At 57.9% G+C, this 13,169-nt stretch carries 10 protein-coding genes and 2 pseudogenes; 1 reads left to right on the top strand and 11 read right to left on the bottom strand.

Going from position 1 to position 13,169, the window contains the following annotated elements:
* Positions 1 to 35: 35 nt before the first annotated feature.
* From ACM6I7_RS04050 to ACM6I7_RS04010, 9 genes and pseudogenes are all read right to left on the bottom strand, one after another.
* Positions 36 to 779, bottom strand: a complete 744-nt coding sequence (locus tag ACM6I7_RS04050; RefSeq protein ID WP_027614694.1) for an SDR family oxidoreductase — start codon at positions 777 to 779, stop codon at positions 36 to 38.
* Positions 766 to 1,917: a homoserine O-acetyltransferase MetX gene (gene metX, locus ACM6I7_RS04045; RefSeq protein ID WP_414887993.1), complete on the bottom strand. Its 1,152-nt coding sequence runs from the start codon at positions 1,915 to 1,917 to the stop codon at positions 766 to 768. The genes ACM6I7_RS04050 and metX overlap by 14 nt, the downstream gene beginning before the upstream one ends.
* 48 nt (positions 1,918 to 1,965) lie before the next feature.
* Positions 1,966 to 2,928, bottom strand: a complete 963-nt coding sequence (gene cysK / locus ACM6I7_RS04040) for a cysteine synthase A (RefSeq protein WP_414887992.1) — start codon at positions 2,926 to 2,928, stop codon at positions 1,966 to 1,968.
* Positions 2,915 to 3,772 (bottom strand): diaminopimelate epimerase, encoded by an 858-nt coding sequence (gene dapF, locus ACM6I7_RS04035; protein ID WP_167797070.1) that lies wholly within the window; start codon positions 3,770 to 3,772, stop codon positions 2,915 to 2,917. Before dapF ends, cysK begins: the two co-directional genes overlap by 14 nt.
* Positions 3,765 to 4,604 carry an arginase family protein gene (locus ACM6I7_RS04030; RefSeq protein ID WP_049827968.1) on the bottom strand — a complete coding sequence of 280 codons (840 nt, stop codon included), beginning with the start codon at positions 4,602 to 4,604 and terminating at the stop codon, positions 3,765 to 3,767. Before ACM6I7_RS04030 ends, dapF begins: the two co-directional genes overlap by 8 nt.
* Positions 4,604 to 5,383, bottom strand: a complete 780-nt coding sequence (locus ACM6I7_RS04025) for a YqcI/YcgG family protein (protein WP_049827967.1) — start codon at positions 5,381 to 5,383, stop codon at positions 4,604 to 4,606. Before ACM6I7_RS04025 ends, ACM6I7_RS04030 begins: the two co-directional genes overlap by 1 nt.
* A gap of 209 nt (positions 5,384 to 5,592) precedes the next feature.
* Positions 5,593 to 6,786: pseudogene (locus tag ACM6I7_RS04020) on the bottom strand (pyridoxal phosphate-dependent aminotransferase); the annotation flags it as partial.
* A 46-nt stretch (positions 6,787 to 6,832) separates the two neighbouring features.
* Positions 6,833 to 8,044 carry an MFS transporter gene (locus tag ACM6I7_RS04015; protein WP_414887991.1) on the bottom strand — a complete coding sequence of 404 codons (1,212 nt, stop codon included), beginning with the start codon at positions 8,042 to 8,044 and terminating at the stop codon, positions 6,833 to 6,835.
* Positions 8,041 to 9,582, bottom strand: a complete 1,542-nt coding sequence (locus tag ACM6I7_RS04010; protein ID WP_081730309.1) for an FAD/NAD(P)-binding protein — start codon at positions 9,580 to 9,582, stop codon at positions 8,041 to 8,043. Before ACM6I7_RS04010 ends, ACM6I7_RS04015 begins: the two co-directional genes overlap by 4 nt.
* A gap of 188 nt (positions 9,583 to 9,770) precedes the next feature.
* Between ACM6I7_RS04010 and ACM6I7_RS04005 the strand changes: the two genes are divergently transcribed.
* Positions 9,771 to 11,216, top strand: coding sequence for a PLP-dependent aminotransferase family protein (locus tag ACM6I7_RS04005; RefSeq protein ID WP_414887990.1), 1,446 nt, complete (start codon positions 9,771 to 9,773; stop codon positions 11,214 to 11,216).
* Positions 11,217 to 11,343: 127 nt separating this feature from the next.
* Here the strand turns inward: ACM6I7_RS04005 and ACM6I7_RS04000 are convergent.
* Positions 11,344 to 12,366 (bottom strand): annotated as a pseudogene (locus ACM6I7_RS04000) (chitinase); the annotation flags it as partial.
* Positions 12,367 to 12,406: 40 nt separating this feature from the next.
* Positions 12,407 to 13,042: a lytic polysaccharide monooxygenase auxiliary activity family 9 protein gene (locus ACM6I7_RS03995; protein WP_414887989.1), complete on the bottom strand. Its 636-nt coding sequence runs from the start codon at positions 13,040 to 13,042 to the stop codon at positions 12,407 to 12,409.
* Positions 13,043 to 13,169 lie beyond the last annotated feature (127 nt).

Below are 13,169 nucleotides of genomic sequence, written 5' to 3'. Positions count from 1 at the left end.
TACTGAACAGTTAAAAGCAGAAAAACAGCGACGACTCACCAGGGAATCACGCGGTCCTGATGGCGGTAAGTGCCCGTGGGGCCATCGGCACCGATCAATGCCAGCGCGACACTGGTCCGCGCGCCTTCCTGCACATCGAGGTCACCGGCGCCGTCATTCATGCCGGTTTTGGTGTAACCGGGGTGCACGGCATTGACCTTGACGGGCGTGTCGCGAAGCTCGTAAGCCAGATGAACCGTCCACGAATTCACCCCGCTTTTACTGGCGCTGTAGCCCGGCAAGGATTTGAACATCGGTGAATAGGCGTAGGAATCGACGTCGGTATGGGTGGTGAGCGATGCCAGCAGACTGGATACGTTGACGATGCGTCCGGCCGCAGACTGGCGAATCAGCGGCAGACAATGCTGGGTCACCGCGACCATGCCGAACAGGTTGGTTTCAAACGTCTGGCGCCACTGTTGAAGTGGTTGTTGAGAAGGATTCAACCCGTAGGATTCGATACGGATCGCCGCGTTATTGATCAGGATATCCAGTCGGCCGAACTTCGCCTCCAGCAATTTGACCGCCGAGGCGATGCTGTCTTCATCCGTGACATCCAGCAGGCACGGGAACGCCTTCAGGCCCATGCCGACCAACTCGTCGGCCGCCTGAGCGACAGCCTGATAATTCCTGCCACTGAGCACCACCGTCACGCCCTCGGCGGCCAGTTGTCGGGCCACCTCGAAACCGATGCCACGGTTGGCACCGGTCACCAATGCAACCTTGTCAAAATCGTTCATCGTGCAACTCCAGACAACGCTCCGTCCTGCCCGCAGGAAGGACGGAACCAATACGATTCATGAAATGTTCCAGCAGCGGCCCGAACGCCCGCAGATCGGTCAGAAAGGCGTCGTGGCCGTCCGGGCAATCGAGCCGGACAAAGGTCACCTCGGCACCATCCTGCTCGAGCCCTTGAGCGATGTGCTGCTGTTGCGCAACAGGAAACAGCGTGTCGCTCTCGACGCCGACCACCAGAACCTGCTCCAGCCCGGCAGTCTGAAAACCGCCCTGCGGCGGCGTCAGACAGGCATAAAGATCAATCGCGCGGCTTAGCTGCAGATAACTGTTAGGGTCGAAATCCCGCGCGAATCGCCAGGCATTGGCCTGCAGATAATCCTCGACTTCAAAGTCGTGGATCATGCCGGCGGATTTCCCCGCCGCCTGATCGCAGCGGCTGAAACGGCGATTCAATTGCGCGCCGGAGCGATAACTCAACAGGCCGATCTTGCGGGCCAGCGTCATGCCGTGGATCGGGCGCGCATCCGGCGAATACTCGCCACCGGCCCACAGCGGATCACTGCGAATGGCTTCCCGCTGCAATGAACGCAAGGCCGTGGACACGGGAAGCGAACTGGCCGCGCCGCACAGGTTGATGTGATGCCGGACAAACCCCGGATGCCGGGTCAACAGAGCCAGCGCACACATGCCACCCATCGAAGCGCCGATCAGGCAAGTCACTTGCGCCATGCCCAGCGCTTTCACGGCCATGACGATCGTGTCGACGATGTCTTCGATGCTCAGCTCGGGAAAGCGCGACTGGTAAGGCCTGCCACTCGCCCGCTCGGTGGACAGCGGCCCCGTCGAGCCCTTGCAACCCCCCAGATAGTTGAAACAGATCACATACCAGCGGTCTGTATCGATCGGCTTGCCTGAACCGGCAAAGTCCTCCCACCAGCCCGCCTCAGGATCGCGGGCGACACTGCAGACGTGGCTGTTGGCGGACATGCCGGGCAGCACCAGGACGATGTTGTCGCGACGATCATTCAGTTGCCCGAACGTCTCATACGTCAGCCTGAAATCTTCCAGTACACCTCCACGATGCATTGGAAACGGGCGCGCGAACTCGATGTAATCTGCTGCCGGAAGAGTTTCCACCATGATGCTAATCCCTTAGAGCGCCTGCTTCGCCAAGTAACCGGTTGCCTGTTACGGCTCGAGCGACTGCAACCAGTCATCGTCGGAACCTTCGGCGATGCCGTCCATCAGGAAGGTCGAGAGATAACGTTCACCGGTATCCGGCAGCATGGCCAGCAGCACCGAACCGGCCGCTGCGGTCTCGGCAACCTTCAACGCTGCGGCGACCGAGGCGCCCGAAGAAATGCCGACGAAGATCCCCTCCTCCCTGGCCAGGCGCTGCGAAGTGTCACGTGCTTCGTACTCGTTCACGGTCAGGACTTTGTCGATGACGGTCTTGTCCATGATGGTCGGCGTGAAGTTGGGCGCGAGTCCCTGAATCTGGTGCACGCCCCAGGTGCCGCCCGACAGCAACGCAGCATTTTCCGGTTCTGCGGCAACGATCTGCACCGCAGGTCGCGCGACTCGCAGCATCTGGCCAACGCCGGTCAGTGTGCCGCTGGTGCCGAAACCGGTGACAAAGTAGTCCAGGCGTTTACCGGCAAAATCACCGAGGATTTCGGTGGCGGTGGTTTCGCGGTGATAGGAAGGGTTGGCCGGGTTTTCGAATTGTCGCGATCTGAACCAGCCAAACTTCTGCGCCAGTTCATCGGCAATCTGGTTGCCGCCGCTGCTGCCCAGGTGAGCAGGAAACAGCAGAACCTTGCCGCCATAGGCGCGAATTAGCTTGCGCCGTTCGATCGAATAACTGTCGGACATGATCGCCACAAAGTTATAGCCGCGCGCCGCGGCAACCATCGCCAACGCAATGCCGACGTTGCCGGAGGTGCATTCGGCGATCGTATCGCCAGGCTTCAACAGGCCTCTGGCTTCGGCGTCGAGAACCACCGCCAGCGCCAGCCGGTCCTTGACCGACCCACCGGGGTTGAACGATTCGACCTTCACATAAATGCTGACGTGTTCCGGGGCGAGCCTTTGCAGCTTGACGATTGGCGTACGGCCGATCGTGTCCAGAATGCTTTCATACAACGGCATGAGCGAGTTCTCCATCAAATACGAATTCAGCAGGGCCGGAGAGGTACATCGCGGACAAGTCACTCTCCCATGTCACTTCAAGGGTTCCGCCGGGCAGTTCGACATCGACCGAGCGGTCGACCCGCCCGGCCCGCGCCAGCACCGCGACCGCCGCGCAGGCACCGCTGCCGCAGGCCAGCGTCTCGCCTGCGCCGAATTCGTAGACCTTGAGTTTTATCCTGTTGCGCGATTGCAGCTGTACAAACCCGACGTTGACGTCAGGGGAGAAATACCCGGAGTTTTGCAGGGCGCTGCCGACAGCTGGAATCTCATACTGATCACGTTCGGCTTCGATCACCGCATGCGGGTTGCCCATCGATACCGCCGAACACGCCAGGTGTTGCCCGGCGAGTTCGAGTTGATAAGCCGACTGCGCCTGGTCGAAGCCGAACACCGGGATGGCGGCGGGCGAGAAATTCGGTGCGCCCATGCTGATCTGATAGTTGCCGTCCTCCATGACCCGGACCCGGTGGGTACCGGAGGGACTGTCGAGGGTGAACTCGGACGCCTCCGTCAGGCCTGCCCGAACCAGCCATGCGGCGACACACCGCGCGCCGTTGCCGCATTGCCGGGAGGACTCGCCCTGCGCCGTCCAGATATCGAACGAGGCCACGGACGATGGATTGCGCGCAGCCTTGACGCCCAGGACCATATCGGCGCCGATACCTTTATGGCGGTTAGCCAGGTACTTGCACAATTCGCGCGACGGATCCTGCGCATCACGCAGATCGAGAATGATCATGTCATTGCCCGCACCGTGCATCTTGCTGAAACGCAGCCGGGCAGCAGCAGGCGGCTTATGCATGGCACACACTCGCCTCAAGACACGCTTTGGACAGGAGCGGGTCAACGATATCGATGATGCACTGGGTTGCACGCTGTGCCGTCGCCGCATCGCAGGAGGCGTTGAACTCGGCGATTTCCAGGCCGACGATCTGCTCCAGCGGAATCGCTCCCAGGATCGCCGCGAGCTGTTGCGGCAGCAGACCGTCAGGCACTGCGTAGTCGGCGGGCACGTAGCCAGGCTCAAGAGAGTCCCAATCAATGTGCACCCAGACCTTCGATTGGCCGATCGCGCTGCGCACCGCTTCGGCGGTTGCCTGCTGCGGGGAAAGCGTGCGCACATTATTGGCGCTCAGCAGACGCTGCTCTTGCCCGTCGATGTCGCGCGCGCCGACCAGAATGACGTTCTCTGCACGCACGCCGGCACCACAGCCGCTGTCCCAGAGGCCACATAAGGCAGACACCACCATCCCGCCCAGGTAGCCCGTGTCAGTGGTCGTCGGAATATTGAAGTCACCATGGGCATCGACCCACACCAGACAAAGGTCCGGGTAATGTCTGGCAACCGCAGGTACGCTGCCCAGGCTGGCCGGGCAGGTGCCGTTGATGACCACTGTGAGTTGCTGCTCCTCTACCGCACAGGCCACGGCGCGATGCAGCGAATCGATCTGCTCACGTCCTGCCGGCAGACTGACTGTCCAGTCATCGGCCGCCGGCTCGCAGCTGCCGTCACCGATATACAGCGGCGCTACACCGTACTTTGCTTCAAGTGCCGACGCGGCCTTCAACGCGCCGATACGGGTAAATGCCGTGCGGTCTGCCACTCTGCCGTTGGATACAATCAACTTGAACATCAGGCTTCCTCTTTATTTTCATGGCTGGAATGTTTGAACGGGCAAACATCCGTGCGCTCTGCATTTTCTTCAATCAAACCGTATTGCCACCACTCTTTGGCGTCAGAGCCAAACCCGCCCAATTGCAAGGCGTGGGGCACCGAATCATATTTAAGGATGCGTTTGCGAATATTGGCGCGAACATTACGTCCGCCCACGGTATCGCCGGCAAATACATCGAAGCGTTCACGCGGATTAATGACCAACGCAAATCTCGACCCGAGGTTTCTACTCTTGCGAAGTTTGTGTGCGGGAGAACTCATATTCACAAACAATTGCATTCCCGCGAAGCACATCGACCAGAACGGTGACTCCGGGTCGACATCGACGCTGTCCGGCCACGGGCTTTCATCCAGCCAGTGCAGGCTCTGCAGCACGCCCCACCCGGCGGCCTGATACTCCTGCGCGGTACTCGCCGATATCGCATCGGTTGAAAAGAACACGATGAGCGGATAAGCGTCTTCGATTGAACCACTCCATGTTCTGGAAAGCGTTACATACTCTTTTAACCCTTCAGCCAGTTTCGCCAGCCCTTGAGCATCCAAAGTGTCGACAAATACAAACTTGATCGAAGACTTCTTGAATGCATTCTTGGAAAAGATGCAGGGAAAGTCGGACCCTGCTCCAAGTCGCTCTTCCAGTTCATTCAAGGCCTCTTTCTCCCAATCGGCCCCATGATGATTAACCTCATCCTGAGAAAGCATGACCCGATAAGAAACCTGCGCATCAAAGTTCCGCATACTCATTCCTTTATGCTGCACAACTTAGAGAGATGGCCGAGTGTGGCAACCAGCCGTCTGGCACTTTGCGCTGTCACACCTGCCACGAACTTACGTCTGGCATGACAACTTGCTTACTTGATCTGCGTCTGGAATCAGAAGACCGGCCACAGGTCCCGGGCGTTATTCGCCACTCGACGAACGCTCAGGTTGTTGACTGACCTGCTGCTGATGAATCGATGAATCCGCGCCATGGCGTCTTCGATGTCCGGCAGTGCCGGCAACGTGACCACGCGGAAATGGTCGGGCGCGGGCCAGTTGAACGCGGTTCCCTGAACCACCAGCAGCCTTTCCGACATCAGCAGCTCGAGGACAAACTTCTCGTCATCCTTGATCGGGCAAATTTTCGGATCGATCCTTGGAAACGCGTACAGCGCGCCCATCGGCTTGACGCAACTGACGCCGGGAATAGCGTTGAGCAGTTCATGCACCCGGTTGCGCTGTTCGAGCAGGCGCCCCTGAGGCAAGACCAGGTCATTGATACTCTGGTAACCCCCCAGCGCGGTCTGGATCGCATGCTGGGCCGGAACGTTGGCGCACAGGCGCATGTTCGCCAGCATGTCGATGCCTTCGATGTAGCCGGCGGCATGCTGCTTCGGCCCGGAAATCACCAGCCAGCCGGAGCGGAACCCGGCCACCCGGTACGACTTGGACAACCCGTTGAAGGTCAGGCACAGCAGGTCCGGCGCCAGCGAGGCGGTGCTGATGTGCACAGCTTCGTCGTAGAGAATCTTGTCGTAGATCTCGTCGGAGAACACCACCAGATTGTGCTGGCGCGCGATCTCCAGCATTCCCAGCAGCACGTCTCGCGGATACACCGCACCGGTGGGATTGTTGGGGTTGATGATCACCAGCGCTCGGGTGTTGGGGGTGATTTTGGCCCGTATGTCATCGAGGTCCGGCCACCAGTCCTGATGCTCGTCGCACCTGTAGTGCACCGCATTGCCCCCGCCAAGACTCACCGCGGCGGTCCACAACGGATAATCCGGAGCAGGCACCAGCACTTCGTCGCGGTTGTTCAGCAGCGCCTGCAGTGACATCACAATGAGCTCGGAGACGCCATTGCCCAGGTAGATATCGTCGACGCCGACGCCCTCGATCTGCTTCTGCTGACAGTACTGCATGACGGCCTTGCGGGCGCTGAATAAGCCTTTGGAGTCACTGTAACCTTGCGCCGTCGGCAAATTACGGATCACATCCTGGAGTATCTCGTCGGGCGCCTCGAAACCGAACGGCGCCGGATTGCCGATGTTCAGCTTGAGAATGCGCTGGCCGTCCTCCTCCATCTTTCTGGCCTGCTCCAGTGCCGGGCCACGAATGTCATAACACACACTGTTCAACTTCAGCGATTTCAGATACTGCACGACTACACATCCTTGTTTTTTTATCAGGGCCGCAGCAACAGCAAACTCAGGTCCGAGAGACTGCCTTCAACTGCTCATCCGGGGACTTCGACAGTGCCCGCGACATATTCAGGAAAACGAACAACACGACCATCGGAATGGCGATAAACAGTGCCAGGCCACGAACGCCCAGTTCGGAAAAGGAACTGACCAGCAAACCGTAACCGGCCCCCGCCGCCATCTGGAAAAAGAAAAACTGCCCGGAGGAAATACCGATATCACGACTGACACTCTTCAATAGCCCGGCCTGAGTCGCGGGAATCACCATCCCGACCGACAACAGAATGAACACCATCGGAATCAGCAGCGCCGGCAGCACACTGCCAAACACCGACAGCAGAATGCCCAGCAACATGCAACCGGCCATGCCTACCTTGCTTCCAAGCAGCAGGATCTCGTTCAACGCCCACCTGGCGCTCAATGCTCGCGCCAACGTACTGCCAATCACATAACCGACGGCGCACAGGGAGATCACCGCGCCGTAACCCAGGCTGGACATGCCCAGTTCCGTCTGCAACGCATAAGTCGAACAGGACAGGAACACGAAGTAACTCATCCACACCAGACTGATGCCGGCGGCATAAGCCAGATAATCCGCATTTTTGAAGTTGGCGGCATAAACGGCAATGATGCTGCGCCCCGTCGAATCCGATGCCCCCGGAGAGGTGTCGACCTGCCAGAAAAGCACCAATGCCGCGAGATTGAACATCCCCACGCCGCCCATCATCCAGCGCCATCCGAGCGAAGGTAACAACATGCCGCCGAGCAACGGTGCGATACACGGCGTGAGCGCTATCGCCGAGGCAAGGGTGGTGAGAATTCGCAGGCGTTTGCTTTCCGGATAATCGGATTTCACGATCAGCCTGGTGGTTACGGTCCCTACACACCCTCCGAGGGCCTGCATGAAACGCGCAACCGCAAACAGGTAAAAGGAGTCCGAGAACGCTGCAAGCAGGCACCCGGCAGCACAAATCAGCAACCCCGAAATCTGTACGCGACGGGCTCCGATACGATCGGCAAGAATCCCCGCCAATACCACGGACAACGCATACCCGATCATGTAAACAACAAACGTTTCCTGAATCGCCTCATGGGGGACTCGAAACTCCTCCGCCAGTTTTGCAACGGTGGGCGTCATCAGACCGAGTCCGAGCTGCGGCACGATTACGGCCGACAACAACGCTGCAGGTAACAGGATTCCGGGGCGGCTGGATTTCACGCAGAAAGCTCCTTGAGGTATTGATCAGTCGTCAGCAAATGCGGCAGAACCCGATCGATCTGACGTGTGATCATGGCCAGTGAACTGGTGTAGTAATGGTTACCGGCAGCCAGTTGGCCCAAGGCATAAATAGCGTCGCTGGCCTTGCCACTGCGGTCGATGACCTTGTGCGAACCGAATGACACGTGCAGGCCCCCAAACGGATGGTGCTGAGCGACGCCATTGTTGACCATCGAAGACACCAGCTCGGTACCGGTCTGCCCGACACCACCGGTTTCAGATCGAGTGGCGTTGATGACCCAGTCGGCATGACAGGCGCCTGCCTGGTAATTCAGGACGAAACCGCCACCGGGACTCAGTTCCACGCCCTTCAGGCCAGGACGAATCACGAGGTGCCCGGATTCGAGCATGTTGCGCAACTTGTTGGCCGTTGCCGGAGGCATCGGGTTGCACAGGCTCATGAAAATCGAGTGATAGTTGGCCATGTAATAACTGCGATCGCCCGCACTCAGGCTGTCCCAGGCCAGCTCGACGTAGTCGTTGGCAATATCAATCAGGATGGACAGCCACTTTTCGCCACGGGCCGATGCTTGAAGATGGCGCTCCAGGCGCTCGAACGGCAGTTGACCTGGCGCCAGTTCAGCCTTGAGCTTCTCCAGATCCACGCCTTGGGCAGTCAGTTCGAAGGTGATCAGGCCAAGCCATTTCGACCAGGAGATCATCCCCGCTTCATCACGCAGCTCTTCGATACGTTCGCGGGTGATGACCTTGTAAGTGAAGTCGTGATGCGGCATGCGCACCGCTGGCAGCAGCGCATTGCGCGACAGCATGACGATCTTGCCGCGGTGTCCCTGGGCATTCAGGGCCAGGACTGCATCGACAGCGGAGAGGCTGGAACCAATGATCGCCACCTGATCGTCGCCGCCAATCGCGGAAAACTTGGTCCACATCGGATACGGATTGCCGATGTAGTTTTGGGAGCAGGCCAACGAGAAGATATCCGCCGGCTCTGCGGTACCGATGCACAGAATCACCCGGTCGAACACTTGTTGCGGCCCGTTTTCGACACCGACGACCGCTTTGTCATCGTGCATTGTCAGGCTGGTGACCTTTTGCCCGATCACCCGAATCGGCCGCTTGAGGTCGCGCGCCAGCGCCACTTGCTCGGCAAAACAATCGGACAGGTACTCACCAAAATAGTGACGCGGCAAGAAATCAAGTTGCGCCAGTGCACTTCCATATTTATGAGTGACCCATCCTACAAAGTGCCGGGGATCGTCACTTTTCACGGACATGAATCGGGCCTGGCGATTAATCAATCCATAATCACCATCGTTTTGATAAGCGCGACCTGGACCTATTTTCTTGTCAGGCTCATAGAGGGTAATTGCAACATCCATATTTTTCAGCTTAACGTCGCGCTGCAACGCATCAATTACACTAATCGCTGTTGCACCCCCTCCGACTATCGCAATCTTTAGTTGCGGCTCGCGATGATTAGTCTTATTGAGTGTTGACAGTTTTTCAAAAGCAGTCATTGCCGACGATATCCCTATACCAATCCAGTTTCTCTTGACCCCAATGACTCGCGCGCCACCCCTCAACGCGTTAGCTTGAGCGGCGTTGAGCGTATTTGTATGCCGCGCTAAGATGAAGATCCATTAAATGGATTTTGGTGTGTACCACTATGACCAGAGGTAAGCGGCCAGTTGGCCTCGACCTAGTCTTGCCGTTCGAATTGACCGAACATTCGCTGTCCACCAAACATCAGCTTTTGTGCCGTTTCCTTGAACATCTGATCAGTTCCGGCCGGCTCCAATCCGGCGAAGCGCTGCCCTCCACGCGTACGCTTGCGCAAAGATGGGGAGTTTCCCGAGGGACCCTGGAAACTGTTTTCGATCAATTGCGCGAAGAAGGTTTCATCATTCGCAAGCGAGGTGCCGGCTCGGTAGTCTGCGCAACATTGCCGGATAATCTGATCGCCGCCGCCAGAACTAAGGAACTGCAAGTCGAACTTGATACTCACCGGTCATCCGATTCACCGGCCCCCATTACTTATTTACAGCCGTATGTACCGTTTATTGCCAGACTGGCCGATCCGGGATTGCTCGAAGAAAAAGATGTAAAGTCGTTATGCACACCTTCCGCCAAAGACCTCGCCACCGCAGTATCGGCCTCGTCACTCGGCGGTGACGAGAACTTGCGCAAGTCCATTTGCGACCATATCCAGATCTACCGGGGAATTGACTGCTCACCTCAGGACATCTTGATTACCCACGGCATCAGGCACTGTCTCGACCTCATCAGCAGATTATTGGGAAAAGAGGCCGTCGTTGCCATGGAAGATCCCGGCTATTACTGGGCCCGGCGGATATTCAATTGTTCCGGCAACACAATCATCGATATTCCAGTGGACGATGCAGGTCTGATCATTGAAGCGTTGTCACCCGCCAGTCCGGTTCAGGCCATTTATGTCACGCCCTCTCACCAGGCTCCTTTGGGTGTCTGCATGAGCATGGCACGCCGCAAGGCCCTGCTGGCCTCGGCGACCGCAGCCAATGCGATCATCATCGAGGACGACTACGACAGCGAGTACAACTATGGCAGTGCTCCCCTGCCCGCCATCAAATCAATAGATACAAACGACCGGGTGATTTTCTGCGGCAGCTTCAATAAAACCCTGTTCAGCAACTTTCGTCTGGGCTTCATGGTCATTCCCAAACATTTACAGAAGAAAGTCATCAACCTCATCGAAGACACCGGCCAGACGCCCGGCATACTGGGTCAGCTCGCACTCAACCAGTTTCTCTGCACCGGAAAATATGTACGGCATTTGCGCATCTCGCGACAGACGTATCAACATCGACGCGATTTGCTGATCTCAAAGCTGCGAGAAAACCCTGATCTGCAGATTTCCGGCGAGCAATCCGGATTACATTTTGTGCTCTGGTTACCCGCAGACATTGATGAAAGAGAATTCTGCGCACGGGCTGCCCTCTTCAATCTTTGCCTGCAACCGGTATCCGCATTCACCAGCAGTCACGCGGTCAAACCTGGCGTGCTGATTGGCTACGCGGCGCTTACCGATGCGCAGATCAATCAGGCGGCTGCCTGCTTGCTGGATCTCGTCAAGTCATTTACTCAATACACCGAGCGCGCTCCAATCGGATAAACAACCCGCTCCGCTATGACTCACACCCGAGCATTGCTTGCCTGGCCCACGCAAAAAAGCCCGGCAGCGCTACCGGGCTCTTTAATTGCTGCTAACGGGCGACGCGCGACAACGTGTCATCCGTTTCCTGTGCCGCTGTTTTCGCTCCGTGAATCAGCGGTCCATAACGCCGACTGAATTCCCAGCCATACGGCACGCGATCCTTGCTGACGCCGTTGTCCCAGTTTACCGACCAGGTCATCAGGCCCTTGATCGGCAGCCCTTTGATCGCCAGACGTTTGAGCGCATTGCCGACTGCGGTGCTGTCGATCACGTAACCGGTGGCAGCCGCATCGACGTTGGCCGGCAGGCCGATGACGAATTTGTCCGCCGGGATTTTGGTGAAGCCCCGGGTGCCGGTCACCAGACTTTCGGTCAGGTAGTAGAGGAAGTCCTCTTTCAGCGCGTCGTTGTTCTGCGCGATCCACGCACCATTGCCATTATTGGCTTCCGGCACCCAGACCCCGTCGCCGCCCTGGTTGTAGAACTGCGGCGCGATGAAGTCGTAATAGCCTTCAAGTGCCTGCAGGTAACCGACGTATTTGCCATTGGTGGTCAGGTACGGAAACTCCGGGGCCATGCTGATGATGAAGTGCTTGCCCTGGCCTGCGTAGTGATCCTTGACCAGTTTCAGCGCGGCCGGCAGCACGGTCTTGTTGGCAGCGAAATCAATCGCGCTCTGTTCAAGATCGATGTCCAGCCCATCGAAGCCGTAGGTTTCCACCAGACGGATAATCTCATTGGCCAGTGGTTGTTCCTGTCCGACCCGCAACTCGATGTGCGCATCGGCGCCACCCAGGGACAAGAGCACCGCCCGCCCCTGGCTGTTGAGCACGCCGACCTGACGCCGGAACTCGGCATCGGAGACGTTGTACGGCTTGAAGGTTGGAATCCCGCTGCCCTTCATGAACGCCACCGCGACCACGTTGTACTCCTTGGGCACCGCTTCCAGAGCGATTTCGGCGAAGCGGCCCTGACGATAGCCGTCACTTGGACCCGCCGGCCAGTTGTGCCAGAAGCCCATGAGTATTTTTTTGCCGGCGATGCTCGGCATCAGCGAGGCCGCGTCGGCCGCCTGGTTTTGCACTAGCGTGAAGTCGATATTTGACATGTTCTAATCCTTCAGAACCTGTGAGTTGAGCGTAACGCCGTTATTTGAAGTCGACGTCGAACGCCTGATAGAACGCGTTGCCGGTGTTGGCGACGATCCACATCAGCACGATGACGTGACGGCCCTTTTTGTTGGCCGGCAATTTCACCGAATGATTGACCTTGGCCTTCAATTCCCCCGGATAGTTGTAATACGGCACCTGAGTGTAGAAGTCTTCGGCGAAAGGCTGCGCCTCGAGTTGTGCACGGGAAATACGCTGTTTCGGATCCCAGCCATCCTTGGTGATCAGCCAGCGATAACCACGGGTGGTGTGTGGCGCGGTGTATTCCCACTTCACTTCCAGCGTCTGGCCCGGGGTCACACTGAGCAGTGGCCAGCTGAACGGACGATTGAGCTTTTTGCTCATTTCCTCGTCGGTGAAGTTCACGCATTCACGGGCATCGGTCTTGCCACCGCTGAGGATGTAACCGTCGGCGGGCGGCGTGACACTGTCACTGTCGCTGCCATAGGGAGCAGGAAAAGGTCCTGCCGTCAGCGCCGGGAAGTTCTTGCCGCCTTCCATTTCGTTGACCTGCCAGGCACCGAGCAATCCTTGCTCGATGGCTACCGCACCGCGGCTGGCTGGAGAGGTGACGCGACCGTGTCGCATTTGGGTTTGAGCTTGTGGTTGATTCATGTTTTTCACTCCGTTGATTTAAGAACTCTCCTGTCCGAGGAGAGGCCTTCAAGCTAACGGAGGTGGTTTTTTTGTCCATCGGCGGTTTTGTCGCAGTCAATCGGCGTCTCAAGTCAAAAACGCCGAA

The sequence above is a fragment of the Pseudomonas sp. IT-93MI4 genome (genome assembly GCF_949767635.1).
GTDB classification, from domain to species: Bacteria; Pseudomonadota; Gammaproteobacteria; order Pseudomonadales; family Pseudomonadaceae; genus Aquipseudomonas; species Aquipseudomonas putida_A.
Note: the sequence above shows the minus strand (reverse complement) of the source record. Positions and strands in the feature narration are given on the sequence as shown.

Excerpts from the sequence above, each read along its gene's own strand:
- ACM6I7_RS04050 (WP_027614694.1), bottom strand. The coding sequence starts at position 779 with ATGAACGATTTTGACAAGGTTGCATTGGTGACCGGTGCCAACCGTGGC.
- metX (WP_414887993.1), bottom strand. The coding sequence starts at position 1,917 with ATGGTGGAAACTCTTCCGGCAGCAGATTACATCGAGTTCGCGCGCCCG.
- cysK (WP_414887992.1), bottom strand. The coding sequence starts at position 2,928 with ATGCCGTTGTATGAAAGCATTCTGGACACGATCGGCCGTACGCCAATC.
- dapF (WP_167797070.1), bottom strand. The coding sequence starts at position 3,772 with ATGCATAAGCCGCCTGCTGCTGCCCGGCTGCGTTTCAGCAAGATGCAC.
- ACM6I7_RS04030 (WP_049827968.1), bottom strand. The coding sequence starts at position 4,604 with ATGTTCAAGTTGATTGTATCCAACGGCAGAGTGGCAGACCGCACGGCA.
- ACM6I7_RS04025 (WP_049827967.1), bottom strand. The coding sequence starts at position 5,383 with ATGCGGAACTTTGATGCGCAGGTTTCTTATCGGGTCATGCTTTCTCAG.
- ACM6I7_RS04010 (WP_081730309.1), bottom strand. The coding sequence starts at position 9,582 with ATGACTGCTTTTGAAAAACTGTCAACACTCAATAAGACTAATCATCGC.
- ACM6I7_RS03995 (WP_414887989.1), bottom strand. The coding sequence starts at position 13,042 with ATGAATCAACCACAAGCTCAAACCCAAATGCGACACGGTCGCGTCACC.